Consider the following 23607-nt stretch of genomic DNA (forward strand, 5'->3'; position numbering starts at 1 on the left):
GCTCGGGTGCGTGTGAATCGGTTGGAGTCAGGGTATTCGCCCGATGGGAGGTCATCATGCCACGCGGATCGAACGCAAAACGTGAACGCCAGTACGAACACATCGAGGACTCGGCCCGCAGCCGTGGCGAGTCACCCAAGCGGGCGAAGGAGATCGCCGCGCGCACGGTGAACAAGAACCGCGCCCAGTCGGGTGAGTCCAAGACGGCCAGCCGGTCGTCCACCAAGGACAAGTCGCCGCAGCAGCGCGGCGGGCAGCGGTCCCACAGCGGCTCCCAGGGCCCCACGCGCGACCAGCTCTACAACGAGGCGAGGCAGCGCGACGTCAAGGGCCGCTCCACGATGACCAAGAAGGAGCTCGCCAACGCCCTCGGACACTGACGTGCCACCCACCACGATCGAGGACAAGAGCGCCACGCTGACGATCCTCACCACCGAGCACTACACGCTGCAGATGGTGCGCAGCGCGACCATCGCCGACGCGTCCAGCCGAGCGGGCCACCTGCTCACCACGATCTCCGCGTCGATGATCGCGCTCGGGTTCGTCGCCCAGCTGGTGCCCTTGCCGGTGCTGCTGACGCTGGTGCTGGTGATCTGCTCCGGCCTCTTCCTCATCGGCCTCGCCACGCTGCTGCGCTCGGTCGAGCTCGGCGTCGAGGACGTCCAGGCCGGCCTCGGGATCAACCGCATCCGGCACATGTACGGCGACATCGAACCGGCCACCAGGGACGTCTTCGTCCGCCAGGTGCACGACGACACGCTCGGCGTCGAGGTGGACGCGGGCCAGACGGCCTGGCGCAACGCCCGCCGGCCGCGCCTGATCGGCACCGCGCTGAGCGTCGCCGGCCTGGTGAACCTCGTCAACGGCCTCGTCGGCGGCGCCATCGCCGGTGCCGCGGCAGGTCTGCTCGGAGCCGGCCTCCTCTGGTCGATCATCACCGGCGTCGCCGCGGCCACCGTCCTCGTCACCGCGTTCGGCGTGGCACTCGGACGCATCGGCCGGCGCGGTGTCGCGCCCATCAGCACCCGCTTTCCCAGGAACTAGAAGGAGAACACCGTGCAGTACGACGTCGTCGACCTGATCATGCAGGACCACCGCGAGGTCGAGCGCCTGTTCGACGAGCTCAAGAACCACCCGGAGAAGCGACCACTGCTCACGCCCGTCCTGTGTGGACTGCTCGTCGCGCACAGCCGGGCCGAGGAAGCCGAGGTGTATCCCGTGGCGATGGAGGAAGCTGGCGAGAGCGACGAGGTCGAGCACAGCCAGGAGGAGCACGCCGAGGCCGAGCGGCTGCTCGCGAAGCTGCTCGACGCCGAGATGGACTCCCCGCAGTACGACCAGATGCTGCAGAAGGTCATCGACTCCATCACCCACCACGTGGAAGAGGAGGAGAAGACCGTCCTGCCCGGCATGCGCAAGCGCCTGAGCGCCGAGCGCCGCTACGAGCTGGGCGAGGCGTTCGCCCGGTCGCGCGCCGAGCACCTCGGTGAGATGCCGGGGCAGGCGACCCGCGAGGAGCTGCTGACGCAGGCGAAGAACCTCGGGGTGAGCGGCGCCGCGAGCATGAGCAAGGAAGAGCTGAAGCGGGAGCTCCAGAAGGCCGGCTCCTGACAGTTCGACTGCTGTGAAGACCGTTGCCGGGAAGCCGGGTCGCGTTCGCGCGGCCCGGCTTCCGGCTGTTCGGTGTGGCGGCGACTTCCGGCCGGACGGTAGGAGGTGAGATCCGCGCGGTTCTGGGTATCCCGTCCTCATGACCCAGCCCTCCGCCGGCGTGCCCGCCGCCAGCCAGCCCGTGCCACCGCAGCCGGAGCCGACGCAGCCGGGCCCGACCAGCCGCAGCCGTCCCAGCCCTTCCCGGTGGGCCGGGCCCGGACCAGCCGCGCCGCCCGGCCCGGACCCCGACCCGTTCCGCCGACGCCGGACCCCAAGTCCGTTGTGGACGGTCAGGGCCGGGTTCTCTGCCGCGGTGTCGTCGTGCCGATGCGGCGTCCGGTCAAGCGTCGTGGTGCGGCGCGGGCGGGAGCACGTCCGGCCAGGCGCAGGGCCGCCTGACCCACCCGGTCGCCGGGGTGGCTCAGCGCTCCCGGTCATCACCCGCCCGGCCTTCGCTCGCAGGACCGGGTCCACCTCGCTTGCGGCCGTTCGCTCCAGCGCAATTCGCGGCCACCGCGAATCTCGCCGCTTTCGGCTAATGATCGAAACGCCCCGTCCGACAACCCGCTGAACCCTAGTCTTGTTCGGGTCCAGCTGAAGCGGGGGAGGGCGGCGATGGTCACGGCGAAGGACTGGTTCGTCAGCGAGGAACAGACCAGCGGCCTGCACTTCCACGGCGCGGTCGAGCTGGTCGCGTTGCTGGACCGGCTGTCGCGGCGGCAGCGCTGGCCCGCGCGGGAGGTGCCGCTGCCGATCGTGTTCCTGCGCAGGCCTCCCGGTGCGGACAGCCCGCTCGAACCGCTCGCGAGCCGGCCGGAGACGGCGCTGGGCACGCGGGTCGCGTGTGCGCGGGTCGACGGGGCCGGGCCGGGGACGCACGAGTCGGCGCGCGGGATCATCGAGGACGCGATCGGGCAGCTCGCCGGCAAGGTGCCTGGTGTGGCGCGGCTGAGGTTCCCGCACTACGCGCTCGTGGTGTGGTTGCTGGAGCTGACGTTGCCCGGTGACGTCGACGCCGAGGACGAGGAGCGGTTCATCGCCCGCGAGTTCCGGGCGCACGTGCGCGGGCGGTTGCGGATGACCACCGGGCCGGACGGGGCGCAGGACCTCGCGCAGGACTTCCCGTGGTGGATCCGGGTGGTCATCACGCTCGCGCCGCGGTTGGGGCTCGCGCTGACCGCGTTGCTGTGGCGGCCGGCGAACTGGGTGGGGGACCAGGAGTTCGGCGGGAAGTCGCGGCGCGGGCTCTACCGGCTGGCGCGTGCGTTCCTGAAGGAGAAGCCGGCCGAGCGGTACCCGGAGGAGGTCGGCGACCTGCTGGTGCGCGCGTTCCTGGAAGACCTGCGGCGCTCGCACCGGCGGTGGTCGGTGTGGGGAACGGGCCGGCGGCGCACCGGGTACCCGTGGCTGCTGGTGGACGACGTCGCCGAGGGGAACACCGGCCGGTGGCTGCTGGACGCGATCGGCAAGGCCCGCAACACCGTCCACGTCAGACAGTCGTGGCGCGCGAACCCGTTGAGCCGTCCCGATCCGCTGCTGGTGATCGCCGCCGGTGAGTCCGGCGAGGTGCCGAAGACGCACGCGGCGGACGCGGCGGCCGGCTACCGGACGTGGCTCGGCAGGCTCGCCCAGTCGGGGAACTGGGTGCTGGCGCTGCAGACCGACGCGAGCGCGCCGGCGCACGGCGTGGTCGGGAAGCTGTCGGAGCTCAGACCCATGCGGCTGCGCCGGGCGCTGGCCGCACCGCTCGTGATGGCGCTGCTGGCGGTCTCGGTGGCCGCCGTGCCGTTCGTCAACCACGCCCGCTGCGAGTCGTGGTGGTCGCCGTCGTTGAGCACGCCGCTGGAACGGGTCGGCGAGGAGTGCATCGGTGTGTCGGCGGAGCCGTTGCGGCACTTCATGCCACCGTCCGTGCCGGTCGAGGTGCGACCGGCGCTGCAGGACGTCTACGGCCGCATCATGGCCGAGAACGACAGGGCGGCGGCCCGGCCGGACGCGATCACCATCGTGTTCCTCAGCGTGCTGACCCCCAGCACCGCCAACAGCTACGCGGCGCTCGTCGAGGAGCTGCGCGGCGTGTGGGTGGCGCAGAAGATCAGCGACGTGCCCATCAAGATGTTGCTGGCCAACGGCGGCGAGGGCCCCGGCGGCCGTGGCCTGGCCTCCGGTGACCTGGCGGCGGACAAGATCATCGAACTTGCCGCGCGCGACCGCGGCGTGGTCGCCGTGACCGGGCTGTCGATCAGCACCGACACCGCCAAGTCCGTGGTGAAACGGCTGGGCAGCAACGCGTTGCCGGTGATCGGCACGCTGACCTCCGCCGACGACATGGCGACGATCAACGAGTACTACTACCAGATCGGCCCCAACAACCTGCGTGAAGCGGCGGTGGCCGCCTTCTACGCCAAGCGCAGGCTGGGCGTGTCGAACGTGGCGATCTTCTACTCCGGCGACCCCGGCGACCGCTACAGCCAGAACCTCGCCGACGACGCGAAGACGGCGTTCGCGCTGCTGGGCATCGCGGTCGACCAGTACAGGTCCTACCGGGTCGCCAACGACGACGAGGGCCTGGCACCGGCGAGCCTCGGCCAGGGCGCGTGCCCGCCGGCGGAGAAGCCGGGGTACGCCGTCTTCTACGCGGGCCGCGCCCAGTTCCTCGCGGAGTTCCTGCGCGGCATGAACAGCAAGTGCGCGGGCAACACCCCGCCGGTGCTCGCGAGCGACTCGTCGACCCGGTTCATCCTGGAGGGCACGATGGCGCAGTTCCCCAACGTGCAGCTGGACTACCTGTCGTTCGCGAGCCCGGCCGCCTGGTCGGACTGCGCGAAGGTGCCGTTCTACAAGAACTACCTCGACGTGTTCGGCCAGTCCTGCCAGCAGCTCGGCGACGGCCGCTCGGCCGCCTCCTACGACGCCGTGCAGGTGCTGGCCGAGGGCATCCGGCAGGTCCGCCGCACCGACCCCGGCGCGCGGGTGCGGGAAGGCCTGCTGGCGGGAATCGGCAGCATCCGCCCGGACAACGCGATCCAGGGCGCCACCGGCAAGATCGGCTTCGGCGCCGCCACCCGGCTGCCGGTGGACAAGGCCGTGCTCGTGTTGCGCGCCAACACCGACAGGACCTCGACGCCCCGGCTGCTGTGCGGTGAGCTGCCGTTCCGGGGCGAGCTGGCGGCGAGCTTGGCGCCGGACGGGGAGTGCCCGCGCGATCTCTGACCGGAGTGGCCCGGCCAAGGCCGGGCCACCGCAGCTAGTAGCGTGTCGCTGCTTAGTTTTGATGTATGTGACTGGGAGGCTGTTGGGTCATGGCCTCCCAGTTGAAACGGCCGGTCACGTTGTCGGCGAGGGATCGTGAAGAGCTGATCCGGTGGACCACGACAGGTGTGCATCCGGCGTCGTCGATCATGCGGGCGCGGGTGCTGCTCGCGCTGGACACCTCAGTGGGCGAGGTCGACCCGAAAGAGGTGATCGCGGCCCGGCTCGGGGTGTCGGGCGAGACGCTGCGGCTGGTCGCCAGGCGGTTCGCCGAGACCGGCGATGATGTGCTGGCCACGATCTCGCGCAAGAAGCGTGCTCTTCCGCCGGTGCCGTCGTCGGTGACCGGGGAGGTCGAGGCCCGGCTGATCGCGCTGACGTGCTCGGCACCGCCGGCGGGGCATGCGCGGTGGTCGTTGCGGCTGCTGGAGAAACACGTCGAGCTCACCGAGGACATCCCGAACCTGGACCACTCGACCATCGGCCGGGTGTTGAAAAAACGGAACTGCGTCCTCATCTGAGGAAGTGCTGGACCATCCCGCCGCGGGCGAACGCGGAGTTCGCCGCCCGCATGGAAGACGTCCTCGCCGTCTACGCCCGCCCGTACGATCCCGCCCGCCCGGTCGTGTGCATGGACGAGAAACCCTTCCAGTTCCTCGGCGAGGTCCGCGACCCGCTGCCGGCCCGGCCGGGCCGCGATGCCCGCCAGGACAGCGAATACGTCCGGCGCGGCACCTGCTCGATCTTCGTGTTCACCGACCCCCTGCGCGGCTGGCGGCGTGTCCACGCCCTGGCCCAGCGGACCAAACTCGACTGGGCCGGGCAGGTCAAACAACTCCTGACCGTCGACTACCCCGACGCCGGGACCGTGGTGCTGGTCATGGACAACCTCAACACCCACACCATCGCCTCGCTCTACGACGCCTTCCCGCCCGCCGAGGCCTTCGCCCTGGCCCAGCGCCTGGAAATCCACCACACCCCCAAACACGGATCCTGGCTCAACATCGCCGAGATCGAACTCTCCGCACTCAGCCGCCAGTGCCTCGACCGCCGCATCAGCGACCTCGACACCCTCAACACCGAACTCGCCGCCTGGCAACACGCCACCAACACCAACCAGCGCGGCGTCGACTGGCAGTTCACCACTCACGACGCCCGCACCCGACTCCGCCACCTCTACCCCAAAGGTTAGAAGCGACGGTCTACTAGTGGTGTGGCTCGGAACGTTGCCGGGGGAATTCGCGGTCAGACGGGTGCATCGTGGTGTCGCCCCCACGTCCTCATACTGGACCGCATGGGGGCGTGGGGGCGGCGCCGCGAGGTGCCCTGCTGAGCGTGGATCACCTCGCCGACGTTCCGAGTCGCGCCACTAGCGTTCGCCCGCGAGCACCGGCTTCACGTCGACCACCGGCGTGCCGTCGATCGCCTCCAGCCCGCTGACCTGGAACTTCTGGCCCTCCACCGCGATGATCCGCACCCGGTGCAGGCCGATCGGGTTCGGCCGGTCCGGCGACCGCGTGGAGAACACGCCGGTCTCCGGCCGGTCCTGGTCGTCGCGCGGGTGCACGGCGAGCACCGCGCGGTCCGCCCGGTCGAGCCAGGTCAGCAGCAGAACCTCCTGTCCTGCCTGCAGTTCCGCCATGGCCCGCGCGTACTGGGGCACGACGACGACCCACGCGTCCGGCGCGCCCTCGTCACCCTGCTTGGGCGCGGAGGAGCGGTCGGTGAGCGGTGACTCGACGTGCCCGATCGGGAACAGGTTCATGTGCCACAGAATGTCTGGTAGCTCGCGCTGAAGTCGCGCGGGGCCGGTTCCGCGTACCGCTCCAGGCCTTCGCGCTCGTCGTAGGGCCGGCGCACCGCGTCCAGCAGCCGCTCGAACGGTCCGAGGTCACCGGCGGTCGCCGCCGTCAGCGCCTCCTCCACGAGGTGGTTGCGCGGCACGTAGACCGGGTTGACCCCGGCCATCGCCTGCCGGTCGGGTCCCAGCGCGTTCCACCGCGCCAGCCACGCGTCGATGCCCGCGAGGTCCAGCACGAGGTCGCGCGGGTTGCCCACGGCGAGCTGACGGAAGAACAACGTGTAGTCGACGTGGTTCTCGTGCAAGAGCTTGAGCAGGTCCTGCACCAGCTGCTCGTCGCCGACGCCGCCGAGCTTGGCCCGCATGCCCTCCTGGAACGCGGCCAGGTAGCGCGCCTCGAACTCCTCCAGCACCGCGAGCGCCTTCTCGACCGCCCGCTCCTCGTCGTCGTCGAACAGCGGCAGCAACGCCTCCGCCAAGCGCGCCAGGTTCCACTGGGCGATGCCCGGCTGGTTGCCATACCGGTAACGGCCGCGGTGGTCGATCGAGCTGTAGACCGTCGCCGGGTCGTACGCCTCCATGAACGCACACGGCCCGTAGTCGATCGTCTCGCCCGAGATCGTCATGTTGTCCGTGTTCATCACGCCGTGGATGAACCCGATGTGCATCCACTGCGCGACGAGCTCCGTCTGCTGGTGCACCACGGCCCGGTAGAACTGCAAGTGGTCCAATCCGGGGTAGTGGCGGTCGATCGCGTGGTCCGCCAGGCGCCTGAGCAGGTCGAGATCACCGGTGTTGCGCGCGTACTGGAAGCTGCCGACCCGCAGGTGGCTCGCCGCGACCCGCGCCAGCACCGCACCCGGCAGCGGCGTCTCGCGGTGCACCGTCGCTCCGGTCGCGACGACCGCCAACGACCTGGTCGTCGGGACGCCGAGCGCGTGCATCGCCTCGCTGACCACGTACTCGCGCAGCATCGGGCCGATCGCCGCGAGCCCGTCGCCGCCGCGGGCGAACGGGGTCCGGCCGGAGCCCTTGAGGTGCAGGTCGCGCAGCCGGCCGCCGAGCTCGATCTCGCCGAGCAGCAACGCGCGGCCGTCGCCCAGCCTGGGGGAGTAGCCGCCGAACTGGTGCCCCGCGTAGGCCTGCGCGACGCCGGGCATGCCGTTCCCGGTCAGGAACCCCAGGCCGTCGGCGCACAGCCAGGCCGGGTCGAGGCCGAGCTCACGCGCCAGCGGCTCGTTCAGGGCGAGCAGGGTCGGGTCGGGGACCTCGGCCGCCTCCCAGGCGACGGCCATCTCGGGGACGGCGGTGGCGAACTGGGTGCCGAGAATGGTGCTCACGTCGTTCACGGTACGGGGGTGCCCGGCACGACGTGGTCCACGCCTGCCGCGCTACACCCGCTCGACCCCCAGCGCGATCTTCACCAGATCGAGGTTGCTCAGCCCCTGCAGCCGCTGTCCCCGTCCCGTCTGCGCGTCCAGCACCACGATCGCCGTGTTGCGCTGGTCGTCCGCGCTCATCTGCTGCAGCGCCGCGTCGTCGCGCACCCCGGTCTCGCGCAGGAACACCATCACCGCGCCGACCCCGGCGAGCTCCAGGTTGTTGTAGCCCTGGTAGTTGTTCTGGTTGCTCAAAGAGGTCATCACGACGATCAACGTGTTGCGCATGTCCTCGTTGGACATGGCGTTGAGCTGGTGCTGGGTCCGGAAACCGCCGAGCAGCAGCACCCCGCGCACCCAGTGGTCGGCCACCCCGGGCACGTGGCCGGGTGAGGCGACGCGGCCCAGTGCGATCTGGGCGAGCTCCAGGCTGGTGCGGCCCTGCAGCTCCCGCCCGGCGCCGGTCTGGGCGTTCAGCTCCACGATGGCGGTGTTGCGCTGGTCGTCGGCGCTCATCGCGGCCAGCGCCACGTCGTCGCGGATGCCGGTGCGGCGCAGGAACACCATCAACGCGCCCATGCCCGCCAACGTGTCGTTGTCGTAGCGCTGGTAGTCGTTCTGGTTGCTGTGCGCGGTCATCTCCACGATCAACGTGTTGCGCATGTCGTCGCGGGACATCGCGTTCAGCTGCTCCTGCGTGCGGAACCGGCCGGCCAGCAGCACGCCGCGGATCGGGAACGACTTGATCGACCCGGCGCGCACCTCGACGTCCACGAACTCCTTCGCGGTGTCGACGTGGGTGACCCGCACGGTGAAGTCGCCCACCGGGAACGGCCAGTCGGGCTGGAGCCTCACCAGGTGCAGCGGCGCCGTGCCCTCGTAGCGGACCCGGCCGGTCTCCAGGTCGCGCGAGTGCACGACGACGGCCTCGTCCGGCCCGACGTGCTTCGGGCCGCCGACGGTGTCCTTCCACTGGCCGATGCCGTTGTCGTAGCTGGTCCTGTTGCGGCGCCGCAGTTCCAGGAAGAACATCCGGCCGTCGCGCCGGTTCGACGGCACCGCGATCACCACCGGCAGCGGTCCCTCGGGTTCGCGCAGCTGGTAGTCGAGTGCGTAGAGGCGGTGCGTGAACGGGAAACCGCGCTGGTGCACGACGTGGGCGCTGTCGCGGAACGCCTGCACCCCGTACATCTGCGCGGCGGGCAGCAACGGGCCGATGGTCCGCCCGACCTTCTCCGCGTCGGGCAGCCCGGCGATCGGCTCGCGCACCCACGCGGGGTCCTGCCAGACCGAGGTGCCGTACTTCTGCGCGCTCATCGTCGAGTACGGCGAGCCGTAGTCGGAGTCGTCGGCGGCCCACTCGTGCAGGAAGCCGAGGCCGTGGCCGAGCTCCTGGCAGGCGGCGTCGAACGGGGTGACCGAGTCGACCACCGTCACCCTGACGTTCCTGGTGTCGCCGCCGACCGGGACGGCGACCTCGGAACCACCCCACCAGCCGGTGGGGCGCGCGAACCAGATGATGATCAGGTCGACGTCCGCCCACTTCGGGGCGCGCTGCTCGGTCGCCGCCGCGACGACCTTCCTGTGCAGGCCGTCGCGCGCCTCGTTCGACACCGGGACCGGGTTCGTGATGACGACCGGGTCGAGGACGTCGCTGCTGACGTCGAGGAAGCCGCGCGAGGACAGCGTCCAGTAGTGGCCCAGGCTGAACGGGCGCAGCGGCTGCATCCAGTTCACGAACAGCTCGCGCGACCACACGGGGTCTTCCTGCGCGTACCTCACCGGGATGATCAGGATCATGGCGGCCTCCTCGGCGGTCACGGAGGAACTCGCCCGCCACCGGGAACCGTTACGCGCGCTCCGGTGGCGACACGCTCGGAACCGATCGAGTCGCGCGCCACGGGTCGTCGGCGGGCAACCACACCCCCGACCGGTGCAGCCCGAGGTCACCCACCTCCCGCGCGATCGCCTCGGCCGCGGCCAGCACGCTCGGCCGCACCTCGTCGGCGCGCCGCACCAGCGACCACGTCCACAGCACCTCCGGCTCGACCACCGGCCTGGCCACCAGGTCGGGCGGCAGCGGCGTGGTCTGGCCCTTCGGCGAGTTCAGCACCGGCGTGACGCAGCGGCGGACGTGGTCGAAGAACGCGGGCCCGGTGACCGCGCCGTTGTTGATCCGCACGACCCGCGCGCCGGAGAACCCGGCGAGCTCCTCGGCGTACTCGTTCCACGACTGCCAGGACGTCACGTCGTCGTCCACCAGCACGGCGATGTCCCGTGCGCGCACCGGACTCGTGTCCGTGCCGGGGGAGACCGCGTAGAGCCGGTCGGCCCCGAGCAGGTCGGCGGCGAGCCCGAGGCGGTCGAGGTCGGCTCCGCGCACCCAGCACACCGCGAGGTCGAGGCTGCCGTCGGCGACCCGCGCGGCCTGCGCGTGCGAGGGCACCACCCAGGCGTCGACGTAGAGCGGTGCGACCCCGGCCGTGCGCAGCGAGAGGTCCGGCGGCAGCCAGTTCACGTACCCGATCCGCACCGGCGACGACCCGGACAGCTGCTGGGCCTGTTTGCGCAGCTCGTCGGCCCGGTCGAGCAACGCGCGGACCTCCGGCAGCAACGCCGCCCCGGCCGCGGTCAGCGCCACCGTCCGGCGGTCGCGGTCGAACAACGGCACGCCCAGCGACCGTTCGAGCGCCTTGATCTGCTGCGACAACGACGGCCCCGCGATCAGCAGGCGCGCCGCGGCCCGGCCGAAGTGCAGCTCTTCGGCGACGGTCACGAAGTACCTGAGTTGACGCAGCTCCACGCCCCTCATCGTAGGAGGCTGCGCCTTCCACCAATGAGTCATCCGGTCGTGGAGACTGCCCGCCGGCGGACGCACTCTGGGTGCATGACCAGAGAGTTCATCGTCGAGATCGTGACCACCTTCCCCGACGACATGCCGCAGTCCGAAGTGGACGCGTTGCGGGCTGCGGAAGCCGTGCGGGCGGAGGAGTTGGCGTCGGCCGGTCACCTCGTCCGGTTGTGGCGGCCGGTGGGTGAGCTGCGCAGCATCGGGCTGTGGCGGGCCGAGGACGAGGAGGACCTGCACACCACCGTGCTCGGCACGCTCCCGCTGAGCCCGTGGATGAGGTTCACCGTGACCGCCGTCGGGCCACACCCGAACGACCCCGGCGACCGATGAGCGCCCGCGCCGCCGCGGCACTGGCGGCGGGCATGGGCATCGGGCGGTTCGTCTTCACGCCGGTCCTGCCGCTGATGAGCGCCCAGGCCGGGTTGAGCGCGTCGGCGGGGGCGGGGCTGGCGACCGCGAACTACCTGGGGTACTTCGCCGGGGCGGTGGCGACGGCGGTCGTGCCGGTGCACTCGCGGCGGTGCACCGGGTGGCGTTGGTGCTGCTCACTGCGTCGCTGGCCGGGATGCCGCTGGTGGCCACCGTCGCTGCCGCGCCTACCGCCGTGCCCTCCGCCGTCGCTGCCGTGCCCTCCGCCGGTGCCGCGTCGCTGGTCGCCGCCGTGCCCCACGCGGCGTCGTCGCCGATGCCCCAGGTCCTCGTGGCGTGGTTCGTGCTGCGGTTCGTCGCGGGCGCGGCCAGCGCTGATCTTCGTGCTCGCCGTCAGCACCCGCCCCGGTTGGGGCATGAGCGGCGTCGGCGCGGGCATCGCGCTGTCCGGCGTGCTCGTGCTGCTCGATGACCACTGGCAAGCCTCGTGGTGGCTCGCCGCAGTCGCGTCCGCGCTGCTCACCGCCATCGCGTGGCCGCTGCGCCCGGTGCCGCGGCCTCGCGCGGGAACGGGCCGGGGCTCGTTCGCGGGGCTGTTCGTCGGCTACACCCTCGAAGGCGTCGGCTACATCGTCGCCGGGACGTTCCTGGTCGCCGCCGCCGGACCTCTGGGCAGCACCGCGTGGGTCCTGACCGGCCTGGCCGCCGCCGCGTCCCCGTTCCTGCTCACCCGTCTCGACCAGCGCCGCGCCCTGGTCGGTGCCCTCCTGCTCCAGGCGGCCGGCATCGCCCTGCCCGCGGTCAGCACGGCCCCGGTCGCCACGATCGTCGCGTTCGTCCTGTTCGGCGCGACCTTCCTGGGCATCGCCACCACCGCGCTGAACCTCGGCGCCACCCGGCACCCGAACGCCGCCGCCCTGCTGACCGCCGGGTACTCCGCCGACCAGGTCGCCGGCCCGCTCCTGGCAACGCCGCTGCTCAGCCACGACTACCGGGCCGCGATGCCGTTCGGTGCCGCCACCGTGCTCGCCGCCGCGGTGTGATCGCGCTCTCACAACCGGACCCGTTGAACCGATTCGCACGCCTGTCCGTGATTGCTGACAACAGGCGAGCAAGTTCAACTCAGGAGTGAGAGAAACAAATGCGTCGTAAGCAAGCCGGGATTTTCGCTGCCCTTTTCGCGGCCGGCGCGGTCGCCCTGACCGCGTGTTCCACCGCCGGTATCGCGGCGCCGTCCCAGGAGCAACCGCAGGCGGAAACCCAGGCGCAGCAGCAGGAAGCTTCGGCTGATGAGTCCGGTGTGGACTTCCTGCGCGGCTCGGCGAACTCCAACAAGGCGGACAAGAACACCGGTGACCGCGCCCCGGAGAACGCCGCCCCGGAAATCAAGACGAAATGGGTGGAACTGCGCGTCGCGAATGCGGGTGGCCTTGAGCCCGCGGTCGTGAACGGCAACGGCAGGACCGTTTACTGGTTCAGCGACGACCCGGTGAACGGTGGCGTGTCGAACTGCAACGGCGACTGCGAGAAGCAGTGGCCGCCGATCACCGTCACCAAGGGCACGAAGCTGTTCTTCCCCGGCATCAAGCGGGAGAACATCGGGTTCGTCAAGCGCCAGGACGGCCGCACCCAGGTCAGCATCGGCGGTCGCCCGGTCTACCTGTTCGCCAAGGACGAGAAGCCCGGCGACATCAAGGGCCAGAACGTCGGCAACAAGTGGTTCGTGATCAACCCCGAGGGCAAGCGCGCCACCGCCCCCACCCCCGCACCGACCACCCAGCCCGCGCCGCCCGCCACCGGCAAGCCCGCCGGCTCGGTCACCTTCTTCACCGGCAAGAACTTCGACGACTTCAGCGGCGACAACTTCGCCACCGGCGTCCGCGTCGACGCCAAGTGCGCCGACCTGCGCGGCGGCTTCCAGTCGCTGACCACCGACGGCGCCGTGAAGATCTGGTCGGAGCCGGGCTGCAAGGGCAAGTCCGCCGTCGTCTCCGACGACGTCCGCGACACCGCCGAGCTCGGCTTCCCGGCCGGCGCCAAGTCCTACATCCGCGCCTGACCTGCCGCACGCGGGGACCTTTCGCACCGGCACACGGTGCGAAAGGTCCCCGCGTGCGTTCGCGGTGGATCAGGACGAGGACCAGTCGCGGGCGAGCAGGCCGAACTGCAGGGTGTCGTGCCAGGTGCCGTCGCGGCGCAGCGACTCGCGCAGAGTGCCCTCGTGGGTGAAACCGAGGCGTTCGTACATGCGGATCGCGCTGGTGTTGTAGCTGAAGACGGTGAGCTGCAGGCGGTGCAGGTTGAGCTCGCGGAACGCGCAGTCGATGCCCAGCCGCACGGCCTCGGTGCCGTAGCCACGGCCCCGGTGTTCCGGCTCGCCGATGCCGAGGCCGATCTCGCCGTGGCGGTGCGGCCAGCTGGTCACCGTCAGCTTGAGGAAGCCGATCAGGGTGTCGTCGTCGGTGAGCCGGATGCCGGTGGTGATGCGCCAGCGGTCCGTGGACAGGAACCAGTTTCTCAGCTCGTCGACGCGCTGGGGCAGGACCGGGTCGTCCGAGGCCAGCCGCGCGAACTCCGCGTCGGACCACCACGGCGCGATCACCGGCAGGTCGTCGTCGGAGATCGCGGCCAGTCGGACGCGGGACGAGCGCAGGAGAGGGCTGGTGTCCATCCGTCCATGATCAAAACGGCGGCCGGGGACGGCAACCCGTTTTGTATCCGCGATGTATCAGCCGTGGATGTGCCACCGAGAAGCTCCCACCGCGAGACAGCAGGTCAGGCGAAGAGGGGATGCTCCAATGCGGTTCACCAAAATGACGGCTGCGGTCGTCGGCGTGCTCGGCGCGGCGCTGATCAGCACGGCCGCTCCGGCGGGCGCCACCGAGCAGTACACCGGCGGCAGCGCGGTCGAGGTCGCGGCGCCGTGGCTGGAGGACACCGCCTCCGTGCAGGCGGTCGAGGGCGACGTCAGCGTCCAGCAGACGGCGGCCGGCGCCATCAGGTGGATGTCGGACCGTCGTGGCAGCACCGCCTACGAGGGCTACTGCGAGCGCGCCGTCCGGCTGGCGTGGAACCGCAGCACCCACCACGCCTCGGCGATCGCGCACTGGCGGTCCTCCGACGGCACCCGCCGCACCACGGGCACGCCGCCCAGGGGCGCGTTCGTCTTCTGGAACATCAGCCAGTACGGCCACGTCGGCATCGCGGACGGCAACGGCGGCTTCTGGTCGACCAGCGTCGGCGGCAAGATCGGCCACGCCGGTTCGGTCGGCTACTTCAGCAACTACCTCGGCTGGAAGCCCGGCAACAGCAACTGATCGAGTGCACCCGCCGCGCGCGCCAGCGTGCGCAGCGCGGCGGGTTCGCCCTCGCGGTTGCCGGTGCGGCGGTAGGTCTCCAGCGCCTGCTGCACCAGGTCGTGCGCGGCCTCCGGGCAGCCGTTCGAGAGCAACGCCTCCGCCAGTTCCACCTGGGCGAACGCCGTGCACCGCTCGTCGGTCAGCTCCTGCAGGATCGCCACGGCCCTGCGCGCGGACACGAGCTCGGCGTTGTGCTCGCCGAGGGTGCGGTGCAGAGCGGCGAGCCGCACCAGCACGAGCGCTTCCCGGTGCGAGTCACCGAGGTCCGCCGCGAGCCGGCGTCCGCTCGTCAGCCACGCGCGGGACGACTCCTGGTCGCCGAGTGAGCCGTGCACGCCGCCGATCGACGCCCGGATGAGCGCCACGGAGTGCAGGTCGCCGCCGGTTTCCAGGCGTTCCAGCGCTTCCAGGTAGCACGCCATCGCGCCGTCGTACTCCGCTCGCAGCCGGCAGACCGTGCCCACGCCCGCGATCGCGATGCCCTCACCGCGCGGATCTCCGACTTCACGGTAGAGCTCCCGCGCCGCGAGCATCTCGCGTTCGGCGTCGGCGAACTCGTCGCGGTAGATGTGCACCTGCCCGATGCCCCGCAGCAACGCCGCCCGGCCCGCCTTGTCACGGGTCACCGCAAGTGCCCGCTGATGGGTCCTGGCCCAGTCCTCGTAGTGGCTGTGCAGGTCGAAGAACGGCACACAGGCCGCCGCCAGCTGCCACGCCACGTCGGCCAGCCCGGCCGCCGCGGCCAGGTCGACCACGCCGCACAACGTCCGCCGTTCCGCCTCGAACCACGCCACCGGCTCGGCCAGCAGGTGTTCCGGTGCCGGCATCGGCGCAACCCCGGCGATGGTCGTGCCGAACGTGACCGGCAGCCGGCGCGCCGCGGTGACCGCGAGCCACAGCCAGGTCCGCAGCGTGCGTTCGAGGGTCCCGGCCCGGTCCAGGAGTGCTTCGGCGAGCTCCAGGGCGTGGCAGCGCAACAGGTCGTGCAACCGGTAGCGCGGCTGACCGATGCCGTCGGTGCCGCACGCCTCCAGCAGGTTCGCGTCGACCAGGCCGTCGAGCAGGTGCTCGCCGTCCGGCCGGTCGAGCAGGGCGTCGACCACCCAGCCGGGGAAGTCGTGCGGGCCGAGCAACGCCAGCCGCACGAACGCGTCCGCCTCCTCGGCGGGCAGCTGCCGGACGCTCAGGTCGAAGCTCGCCCGCACCGCCAGCTCACCGGAGGACAGCTCGCGCAACCGCGTCGACTCGTCCACCAGCTTTGCCCGCAACACCCGCAGCGGCCACCCGCCCCGGCCGGCCAGCCGCGCGCCCGCGACCCTGATCGCGAGCGGCAGGTGCCCGCAGGCCTCGGCGATCGCGGCGGCCTCGGCCGGTTCGGCCTCGACCCGGTCCCGCCCGGCGATCCCGGCCAGCAGCCGCGGCATCGGCCGGTTCGAACGGCAGCAGCTCCACCTGGCGCGCACCGGGCAGTTCGGAGAGACGGCGCCGGCTCGTGAACAGCACCCCGCAGCCCGCCTCGCCGGGCAGCAGCGGCAGCACCTGGCGCACCGACGCCGCGTCGTCGAGCACCAGCAGCACCCGCCGCCCGCCAGCCGCGACCGGAACAACGCCGCCCGGCCGGTCTCCTCCGCCGGCAGCCCGGCGCCGTGACACCGAGCGCGTGCAGCAGTTCGGTGAGCACGTCCGCCGGATCACGCGGCTGCTCGGCCGTGCCGCCGAGGTCGACGTAGAGCTGGCCGTCGGGGTAGTGGGCGCTGACCTCGTGCGCGACCCGGACCGCCAGCGCCGACTTGCCCACACCGGGTGCGCCGGTGACGCCCGCGACCGCCACCCCGCCGGTGGTGCGGAGCGCGGCGGTGAGGCCGGCGATCTCGGTGGCCCGCCCGCAGAAGTCGGCGACGCTCGGTGGCAGTTGCCGGATCGGTGCCCGTTCGTCCGCGTCGCCGCGCAAGACCGCGAGGTGGGCTTCCTTGAGCGCCGGGCCCGGTTCCAGGCCGAGCTCCTCCGCGAGCCGCTCACGCAGGTCCGTGTAGACCTGCAACGCCTCGACACGGCGGTTCGTGCGTTGCAACGCGACCATCAGCTGATGGCCGATGCTCTCCCGATACGGGTGCACTTCGAGTAGCGCGCGCATCTCCGCGATGACCTCGTCAGCCTGGCCGTGCGCAATCTGCAACGCCAGCCGTTGCTCGGTCGCCGCCAGCCGGGCTTCTTCCAGCCGGGCGATCACGGGTTGCCACGCGTCGTTCTCCGGCACGTCCTCCAGCGGCCGGCCGCGCCACAGGGCTTCCGCCTGTGCGAGGAGCTCGAGCGCGTTGCCGCTGGTGCGGGCTTCGTTGACGAGGTGCTCGAATTGCAGCGCGTCGAGCTCATCGGGCTTGAGTGCCAACACATAGCCGGTGCCGTGCGTGCGCAGGCATTCGCCTAAGAGCTGCCGTAGCTGCCAAACGTACGTACGGACGTTCGCGACCACCGACCGTGGCTTGGTCGTAGGCCACAGGACCTCGACGATCTGGTCGAGAGAGACGGCGGTGTTCGCGTTCAACGCGAGGTGCGCGAGCAACGCCCGCTGCTTCACCCCGCCGAGGCCCACACGGCTGCCGTCCCGCCACACCTCCAGCGGCCCGAGCACGTTCACCCTGGCGATGGCTCCTCCTTTGGCGTGTTCGCGCTGACAGGAACCGACGCACGCGGCAGGATAGCTGCGGTGGCACACCGCCGACACCAATTCGCCAGAAGATGTGGTAATTCGTCAACTATGAACATGCGTCACCTCGCCGTCCTCGCCCTGCTGCTGAGCGCGTGCGGCTCCGAGACGTCCGTTCCCACGATCGCGCCGATCTCCGCCGCCGCCCCGGCCGCCTCACCGCTGGCCGACCAGCGCGCGCGCCTCGACGCCATCGGCACCCTCCTGACCGCGTGCATCCCGCGGCTGCGCGGCGAACCCGTCGACCCGGCCGACAACTGCGCGAAGCTCATGCCCGACGTGGCCGAGGTGATCGGCGAGGTCGAGAAGAAGGCCGACCAGCTCGCACCCACGACCCGCAACGCCGTCGCGGACGTGCGCAGGCAACTGGGCGAGATCGCGCCGTGCGAACCGTGGTTCGCCGCAGGTGGGCAGACCGCCGACACCCGTTTGAACCAGATGTGCAACGACGCGTGGAACGCGCTCTACCAGAGCTACTCCACCGTCCGCAATGCTGCTTAGCGACGCCCGTTCGCTGCTCGGTGACGCCCGCTCGATCGATGGCGGCGGTGTCGGGAGCGGTACGCGCGGGGTGATGCCGTTGGTCGCCGCTGCTGGGGACCGGTGGCCGCTGCGCAACCGGTGAGCGGTGGCCCGCCTGCGCCCGGTTTGCTCGCCGCCGTCGTGCGTGACGGCACGTGGCTCGCCCTGTTCGTCGACCTGCTCGGGGCACTCGCGGTGGCGTGCGTCCCGGTGCCCGCGCGGGCACCGCGTCGGTCGCTGGGCGCGTTCCCGTGGCTGATGGAGGCCGCCGTACTGGGCGGCGGCCGCCCGACCGGGATGTGGACCGCACGCGCCGCTCAACGTCCTCGTCGCGACCGGTCAGGCCGTCGCCTTCGCCAGGAACTCCGTGAACGTCCGCAGCCCTGGGTGAAGCGCCCGCAGCGCCGCGATGTCGACGTCGGGCTCGCGTCCCTCGCTGAACACCTTCAGCAGGTCCGGGTCCTGCACGACCACCCGCTCGTACGGCACGCCGATCGCCGCGGCGATCTCCAGCGGACTCAGCACGTCCCCGGCCAGCGTCAGCGACGACCCGGCGAACCGGTCCGGGGCGGCGAACACCGCGGCCGTGATCGCACCGATGTCGTCCACTGCGACCAGGTGGTAGCGGACCTCCGGATCCAGCAGGTGAACGAGCCGCGTCATCCCCGGCTGGTACAGGCCGTCCATGAACGTCGTCGGCCGCAACACCGTCGTGGGCACCCCGAGACGGGCGATGTGCTGCTCCACCTCGAACTTGCTGTTGAACGACGCCACCCCCGTCCGCTCGGAAGCCTCCACCAGCGACGCGTACACCAGGTGCGAGACACCGGCGGCCAGCGCGGCGTCGGCGACGTTGCGGCCCCACGAAGTCTCCACAGCGGGGGAGTAGCCCTCGGGCGAGCGGGGATCGTGCGGTGCGGGCTGCACGCTGAAGACGCCGTGCGCACCGGCGAACGCGCGCGCCAGGGACGAGGGGTCGGACTGGTCGCCCACGACGACGGTCGCGCCGGGAACGTGAGCCGATGCGTTGCGGGACAACGCGCGCACGTCCCAGCCATTCGCCACAAGATGCCGCACGACCGCGCCGCCCTGCTTGCCGGTCGCGCCGGTCACCACCACCGTCTTCATTTTCTTTCCCCGGATAGTTTTTTACAAAACTACCCCGAACTGGGCCGTGAGCGCCGACGAGATCTCGTAGTGGCGCAGCAGGAAGGCCTTCTCGTCCAGCTTCTTGCGCCGCAGCCACCCGGTGACCTCGGCGTTGCACTTGCTGGCGTTGCACGACCCGCACGCCGGTACGACGTTGCCGAGCGTGTAACGGCCGCCGCGCGACAACGCCTGCACGCAGTCCTTCTGCAGCGAAGCCACGGCGCCGCAATAAGCACAGCCGCCCCACGACGCCTGCAACGCGTCCCACTGCGCATCGCTGAGGTCGTGGGCGACGCGCGCCATCCGCTTGCGGCGTTTCCGCGCCGCGCGAACCTGTTTGCTACCGCCGGTCGCCACGACCGGGAAGCGTACGCATCGCGATGGTCAACAGGTCGGAGGCGGGCCCCCGGGGTGTCCTGCCCCTGGTCCACACCGCACGCAGCGCGCGTGCCAGGTCGAGGTCGCCCACCTCGACCCTGACCAGCGTGCGGGTGGCGAGGTCGGCGGCCACGGCGTGGGCGCTGAGCACGGCGGGGCCGATGCCGCCGATCACCGCGGCCTTGATCGCGGTGGTCGAGGACATCTCCAGCAACGGCTCGGCGGTGATCTCCAGGTCCACCCCGCGCAGCGCCGACCGCAGGGCCTGGCGGGTGCCGGAGCCGGGCTCGCGGGAGATGAGCGGCGTGGCGGCCAGGCGGGCGGCGGTGATCTTGCGGCGGCGGGACCAGGGATGGCCGGGGGCGACGACGAGGACGAGCTCGTCGTGGCCGACGACGCGGCTGTCGAGGCCGGCGGGGAGGTCGGTGCTCTCGATGAAACCGAGGTCGGCGCGGTCGGCGAGCACCTGTTCGGCGACGTGCACGGAGTTGCCGGCGGTGAGCACGGTCGCGGTGTCCGGGCTGACCGCGCGCAACGCGATCAGCCACGCCGGCAGCAGGTACTCGGCCACGGTGAGGCTCGCGGCGACCTTGAGGTGGCTCTGCCGGTCGGCGCGCAGGCTGGTGATGCCGGCGTCGAGGTCGGCGGCCTTCGTGAGCACCGGCGCGGCCCAGCCCGCGACCAGCTGGCCCGCGGTGGTGAGCTGTGCGCCGCGGGAGGTGCGTTCGAGCAACGCCACGCCGACGCGGGCCTCGAGCACGCGGAGGCGTTCGCTGGCCGAGGGCTGGGACATGCCGTGGGCCTTCGCGGCACGGCCGATGCTGCCCAGCTCGGCGACGCTCAGCAGCAGCTCGTAGCTGGTGAGGTCGGTGACCCTGGGCGGCAGAGGCATAGGGGCAGCCTATGCCTCCATCGGCGATTGGTGCCTACCGAGGCCGCGCGGGGACCGGCATCTTGTGGTGGTGACCGCTCTCGCACCTCACCACACCGTGCCCCTCGAGGTGCGACGAGCGGCGCCTTTCGGCCCGAACCTCTTCGCCTCGGTGATGGGCACCGGCATCGTCGCCACGGCCGCCGCCTCCCTCCCGCTGCACGTTCCCGGTCTGCGCACCGCCGCCACCTACGTGTGGGCCCTCGATGCGGCACTGCTGGTGTTCCTCACGGTCGCGGCGTTCCGCACGTGGACATGGGCGACCGTGCGGGCGCAGCTGCGCGACCCGGTGATGTCCCAGTTCTGGGGCGCGCCGGCGATGGCGTTGATGACGGTCGGCACCGGCACGCTCCTGCTCGGCGCGGACCTGATCGGCCTGCCCGCCGCGCTCGCGATCGACTGGGCGCTGTGGACGCTCGGCACCGCGCTCGGGCTGGTGACGTCGGTCCTGGTGCCGTTGCGGATGTTCGGCAGCGGCGAGGCGGCGTTCGCGGGCTGGCTGATGCCGGTCGTGCCGCCGATGGTGTCCTCCGCGTCCGGCGCCCTGCTCGCCGCACACCTGCCGCCCGGCCAGTTCCAGCAGGCGATGGTGCTGATCTGCTACGCGCTGTTCGGCGTGAGCCTGTTCGCGACCGTGTGCCTGGTGCCGCAGATCTGGCAGCGGCTCGTCCAGCAGGGTCCCGGCGACGCGGTGCCGGCGCTGTGGATCGTGCTCGGCCCGCTCGGCCAGTCGATCACCGCCGCCAACCTGCTCGCCGGTGTCGCCGTGCTGCCGGGCCAGAACGCGTTCGCCGTCCTGTACGGCACGACCACGTGGGGGTTCGCTCTGCTGTGGGTGGTGATCGCGGCGGCGGCGACCGTGCGCGTGGCACGCCGCGGGTTGCCGTTCGCGTTGACGTGGTGGAGTTTCGTCTTCCCGCTCGGCACGTTGGTGACCGGTACGAGCGCTTTGGCCGTGAGGGTTCACTCGCTGATGTTCACCGTCGTGTCCGTGGTGCTGTACGTGGCACTGGTGCTCGCTTGGGGCACCGTGGCCGTGCGCACCATCGCGTCCCAACGCGCGTACTGGGCGGCCTTCGCGGGATCCGGGTCGCGCCTGCCGAGCAACCAGTAGTCGACCCAGTCGACGTTCTGCCGCATCGCCGCCGCCCGGTGCCGCGGCTGGTGGAAGACGTGCGTCTCGTCGGGGAACACCACGAGCTCGGTCGGCACCTTCAACCCGAACCGCAGGTACTCGTCGATCCGCGTGGTCAGCACGCCCGCCGCCGGTCCCATCTGCTGCAGCAACGGCCCGTTGAACCGCTGGGCGAGCGGTGCGGGTGAGCCCGGCATCAGCTCGGCCGTGCCGTCGTCGCCCGCCACCGCGACCTGGAACGCGGTCGAGTGGACCATCAGCTCGTCGGCGACCCGCGCGCCCCGGCTGTAGCCGAGCACGGCGACCCTGGCCGGGTCGACGTCGTCGCTCCTGACCGCCGCCTCCATCATCCTCCTGGCCTCGACGGTGTCGGCCGCGCCGGTCCTGGGTTCGTTGACCAGCAGCACGACGTACCCGCGTGCCGCGTAGACCTGGGACGGGAACGACCACTCGTTGCGGTCGGCCATGAACTCGTTGCGCGCGTCGTACCCGTGCGTGATCACGACTGCGGGACAAGGGTTTCGCGCACACTGCGGCGGCACGATCCGGTACCCGGTCGCCTTCAGGCCCGACGTGCTGGTCCACTCGGCGGGGACCGGCGTCTGGATGCGCACATCGTCGGCCCACCGGTTCGGGTCGTAACCGTTGACCACCCGATCGCCGCGGACAGCGGCCACACGCGGCGGAGTGCTCGCGTTCTGCCTGACGCACAAGGCTTTGCCGCCGTGCACATCACACGTCGACAGGTCGTCGTCCGTCGTGACTCCGGTCAGCCACTCGTGCCGGTCGTCGCGCAGCCCGAGCGTGACCCCGTTGCCGGTGAACCAGGCTCTCGTGGCCGCGACGCCCGTCGGCAGGTCCGCGATCTTGCGCCGGGGTCCGCCCGCCACCGGGATCGCCACGACCTGACCGCCTTCGACGCCGGCCAGCTCGGTGCCGTCCGGTGACCACGACGGGTCGAGCGGACGCGCGGCTCCGGTGTCCACGGTGGACACGCGATCGCCGTCGACCACGTGCAGGCGGTCGGTCTGGTCGGTCGGCTGCTGGGAGCCGCGCGCGACGAACGCGAGCCTGCTGCCGTCCGGGGAGAACGCCATCTTCGGCTTGCCCGGCTGGGCGAGCGGGCCTTGCACGGAGTCGGCGACGTGCCGGAACCGCCCGGTCGCGATGTCGTGGAACCACAGCGCGTTGCGGACCTCGTCGTGCTCGCGGGCCACGAGCTCCAGGTAGTTGCGGCCGGTGTGGAGGACGCCGTCGCCGGTGTTCGTGCCCATCGGCTTCGGCGCGGTGAACGCGACCGTGGTGCCGTTCCACTCGAACGCCAGCACCTTCGCGTCGTGCGGTGGCACGTTCGAGGACCGGAACGGCTGGTGCACGCCACCGAACCGGACGGCGGGCGCGGGGGAGTGGAACATCTTGCGCGGCCGCCCGCCCCACCGCGACACCGTCCACACCTCGTCGGCACCGTCGAGCGGGGCCAGGAACGCGAGCGAGCCGCCGTCGGGCGACCACCGGACGTTGGTCATCCGCTCGACCACGCCCTTCACGGTGGTGACCGTGCGGGCGCGCGCCGGGGTGCCGACGTCCACGACCAGCAGGCGGCTCGTGACGGTGTTGTCGGCGAGCGATGGTTCGCTGACGAGGACGGCGGCGTGCTCGCCGTCCGGTGCCATCCGGATCTCGGTGATCTGCCGCGACTGCACCACGTCGGTGATCTCGACGGCTCTCGGCTCGACCACCGGCGCGGTCAGGACCAGCAACGCCACCCCGAACATCTTCATGCGGTGATCGTGGTCGGCCGAGGCGCGCTGTCGCGTCGGAGCTGAGCACGACAGCCGGGTACCTCGCGGGAGGGACGGCCGGGGCCGCCGTCACTCCGGGGGGTGAGCGCGGCGGGCCCGGCACCGCGAGTGCGACCCGAGAACGACGCGACGCGCACCGGGCACCCCATAGGCTTTTCGCGGGGGGTGAGCACCATGATGCTGCTCGAACGGAACGTCGCGCCGTCGCTCGGCTGGTGGCGGGGACCCGCGCGGCTCGGCCGGCTCGCGGTGCTGACCGCCGCGGCCGGCTGGAGCCTGTGGCAGGCCCGGAGTGGTACGCGGTCGCACCGGCGGTGAC

23 protein-coding genes are annotated in these 23607 nt (G+C 71.5%); 13 read left to right on the plus strand and 10 right to left on the minus strand.

Going from position 1 to position 23607, the window contains the following annotated elements:
- Window positions 1–56 precede the first annotated feature (56 nt).
- The 6 genes from BBK82_RS32930 (at window position 57) to BBK82_RS52990 (ending at window position 6097) form a co-directional block, all read left to right on the plus strand.
- On the plus strand, window positions 57–380 hold the full coding sequence (locus BBK82_RS32930) for a plasmid stabilization protein (protein WP_065918467.1): 324 nt from the start codon (window positions 57–59) through the stop codon (window positions 378–380).
- A 1-nt stretch (window position 381) separates the two neighbouring features.
- On the plus strand, window positions 382–1044 hold the full coding sequence (locus BBK82_RS32935) for a hypothetical protein (RefSeq protein WP_065918468.1): 663 nt from the start codon (window positions 382–384) through the stop codon (window positions 1042–1044).
- Between the two features lie 12 nt (window positions 1045–1056).
- The gene (locus BBK82_RS32940; protein ID WP_065918469.1) at window positions 1057–1611 is read left to right on the plus strand and encodes a hemerythrin domain-containing protein; all 555 of its coding nucleotides are present in this window, start codon (window positions 1057–1059) and stop codon (window positions 1609–1611) included.
- Between the two features lie 657 nt (window positions 1612–2268).
- Window positions 2269–4866: an ABC transporter substrate-binding protein gene (locus tag BBK82_RS32945; RefSeq protein WP_065918470.1), complete on the plus strand. Its 2598-nt coding sequence runs from the start codon at window positions 2269–2271 to the stop codon at window positions 4864–4866.
- A gap of 89 nt (window positions 4867–4955) precedes the next feature.
- Window positions 4956–5426 (plus strand): helix-turn-helix domain-containing protein, encoded by a 471-nt coding sequence (locus tag BBK82_RS52985; RefSeq protein ID WP_218920400.1) that lies wholly within the window; start codon window positions 4956–4958, stop codon window positions 5424–5426.
- Window positions 5315–6097, plus strand: a complete 783-nt coding sequence (locus BBK82_RS52990; RefSeq protein WP_237048453.1) for an IS630 family transposase — start codon at window positions 5315–5317, stop codon at window positions 6095–6097. The genes BBK82_RS52985 and BBK82_RS52990 overlap by 112 nt, the downstream gene beginning before the upstream one ends.
- Window positions 6098–6274: 177 nt before the next feature.
- On the opposite strand, the gene tsaA is transcribed toward BBK82_RS52990, so the two are convergent.
- From tsaA to BBK82_RS32975, 4 genes are read right to left on the minus strand one after another with little or no spacing between them, the layout of a single operon-like run.
- Window positions 6275–6670 (minus strand): tRNA (N6-threonylcarbamoyladenosine(37)-N6)-methyltransferase TrmO, encoded by a 396-nt coding sequence (tsaA, locus tag BBK82_RS32960; RefSeq protein WP_154697637.1) that lies wholly within the window; start codon window positions 6668–6670, stop codon window positions 6275–6277.
- Window positions 6667–8046: a protein adenylyltransferase SelO gene (locus BBK82_RS32965; protein ID WP_065921530.1), complete on the minus strand. Its 1380-nt coding sequence runs from the start codon at window positions 8044–8046 to the stop codon at window positions 6667–6669. The genes tsaA and BBK82_RS32965 overlap by 4 nt, the downstream gene beginning before the upstream one ends.
- 51 nt (window positions 8047–8097) lie before the next feature.
- On the minus strand, window positions 8098–9885 hold the full coding sequence (locus tag BBK82_RS32970) for a zinc metalloprotease (RefSeq protein ID WP_154697638.1): 1788 nt from the start codon (window positions 9883–9885) through the stop codon (window positions 8098–8100).
- Window positions 9886–9934: 49 nt separating this feature from the next.
- The gene (locus BBK82_RS32975) at window positions 9935–10897 is read right to left on the minus strand and encodes a LysR family transcriptional regulator (protein ID WP_065918472.1); all 963 of its coding nucleotides are present in this window, start codon (window positions 10895–10897) and stop codon (window positions 9935–9937) included.
- Between the two features lie 75 nt (window positions 10898–10972).
- Here BBK82_RS32975 and BBK82_RS32980 point away from each other — a divergent pair, with 75 nt between their 5' ends.
- From BBK82_RS32980 to BBK82_RS32995, 3 genes are all read left to right on the plus strand, one after another.
- Window positions 10973–11266, plus strand: coding sequence for a muconolactone Delta-isomerase (locus BBK82_RS32980; RefSeq protein ID WP_065918473.1), 294 nt, complete (start codon window positions 10973–10975; stop codon window positions 11264–11266).
- Complete coding sequence (locus BBK82_RS54735) at window positions 11263–12348, plus strand: YbfB/YjiJ family MFS transporter (RefSeq protein ID WP_083268305.1); 1086 nt, start codon at window positions 11263–11265, stop codon at window positions 12346–12348. The genes BBK82_RS32980 and BBK82_RS54735 overlap by 4 nt, the downstream gene beginning before the upstream one ends.
- Window positions 12349–12446: 98 nt before the next feature.
- Complete coding sequence (locus BBK82_RS32995; protein ID WP_065918476.1) at window positions 12447–13364, plus strand: COG4315 family predicted lipoprotein; 918 nt, start codon at window positions 12447–12449, stop codon at window positions 13362–13364.
- Between the two features lie 69 nt (window positions 13365–13433).
- On the opposite strand, the gene BBK82_RS33000 is transcribed toward BBK82_RS32995, so the two are convergent.
- Complete coding sequence (locus tag BBK82_RS33000; RefSeq protein ID WP_065918477.1) at window positions 13434–13976, minus strand: GNAT family N-acetyltransferase; 543 nt, start codon at window positions 13974–13976, stop codon at window positions 13434–13436.
- A gap of 127 nt (window positions 13977–14103) precedes the next feature.
- Between BBK82_RS33000 and BBK82_RS33005 the strand changes: the two genes are divergently transcribed.
- Window positions 14104–14622 carry a hypothetical protein gene (locus tag BBK82_RS33005; RefSeq protein WP_065918478.1) on the plus strand — a complete coding sequence of 173 codons (519 nt, stop codon included), beginning with the start codon at window positions 14104–14106 and terminating at the stop codon, window positions 14620–14622.
- On the opposite strand, the gene BBK82_RS51915 is transcribed toward BBK82_RS33005, so the two are convergent.
- On the minus strand, window positions 14589–15917 hold the full coding sequence (locus BBK82_RS51915) for a tetratricopeptide repeat protein (RefSeq protein ID WP_170068003.1): 1329 nt from the start codon (window positions 15915–15917) through the stop codon (window positions 14589–14591). The two genes, BBK82_RS33005 and BBK82_RS51915, sit on opposite strands and share 34 nt — an antisense overlap.
- Window positions 15848–17302 carry a BTAD domain-containing putative transcriptional regulator gene (locus BBK82_RS47965; RefSeq protein WP_071812721.1) on the minus strand — a complete coding sequence of 485 codons (1455 nt, stop codon included), beginning with the start codon at window positions 17300–17302 and terminating at the stop codon, window positions 15848–15850. The genes BBK82_RS51915 and BBK82_RS47965 overlap by 70 nt, the downstream gene beginning before the upstream one ends.
- Before the next feature lie 126 nt (window positions 17303–17428).
- On the opposite strand from BBK82_RS47965, the gene BBK82_RS33025 reads away from it, so the two are divergent.
- Window positions 17429–17872 carry a hypothetical protein gene (locus BBK82_RS33025; protein WP_154697639.1) on the plus strand — a complete coding sequence of 148 codons (444 nt, stop codon included), beginning with the start codon at window positions 17429–17431 and terminating at the stop codon, window positions 17870–17872.
- Between the two features lie 360 nt (window positions 17873–18232).
- On the opposite strand, the gene BBK82_RS33030 is transcribed toward BBK82_RS33025, so the two are convergent.
- The 3 genes from BBK82_RS33030 to BBK82_RS33040 are packed head-to-tail and all read right to left on the minus strand — an operon-like array spanning window position 18233 to window position 20312.
- Window positions 18233–19021 carry an NmrA family NAD(P)-binding protein gene (locus tag BBK82_RS33030; protein ID WP_065918483.1) on the minus strand — a complete coding sequence of 263 codons (789 nt, stop codon included), beginning with the start codon at window positions 19019–19021 and terminating at the stop codon, window positions 18233–18235.
- Between the two features lie 21 nt (window positions 19022–19042).
- Entirely contained in the window at window positions 19043–19399 is a 357-nt protein-coding gene (locus BBK82_RS33035; RefSeq protein ID WP_065918484.1) for an HNH endonuclease, read from the minus strand.
- On the minus strand, window positions 19383–20312 hold the full coding sequence (locus BBK82_RS33040; RefSeq protein WP_065918485.1) for a LysR family transcriptional regulator: 930 nt from the start codon (window positions 20310–20312) through the stop codon (window positions 19383–19385). Before BBK82_RS33040 ends, BBK82_RS33035 begins: the two co-directional genes overlap by 17 nt.
- Before the next feature lie 70 nt (window positions 20313–20382).
- On the opposite strand from BBK82_RS33040, the gene BBK82_RS47970 reads away from it, so the two are divergent.
- Both BBK82_RS47970 and BBK82_RS50820 read left to right on the plus strand, forming a co-directional pair.
- Window positions 20383–21465, plus strand: a complete 1083-nt coding sequence (locus BBK82_RS47970; RefSeq protein ID WP_237047700.1) for a TDT family transporter — start codon at window positions 20383–20385, stop codon at window positions 21463–21465.
- Between the two features lie 1997 nt (window positions 21466–23462).
- Complete coding sequence (locus BBK82_RS50820) at window positions 23463–23606, plus strand: hypothetical protein (protein ID WP_154697640.1); 144 nt, start codon at window positions 23463–23465, stop codon at window positions 23604–23606.
- Window position 23607: the final 1 nt, after the last annotated feature.

Origin of the sequence: Lentzea guizhouensis (genome assembly GCF_001701025.1) — a bacterium.
GTDB lineage: Bacteria > Actinomycetota > Actinomycetes > Mycobacteriales > Pseudonocardiaceae > Lentzea > Lentzea guizhouensis.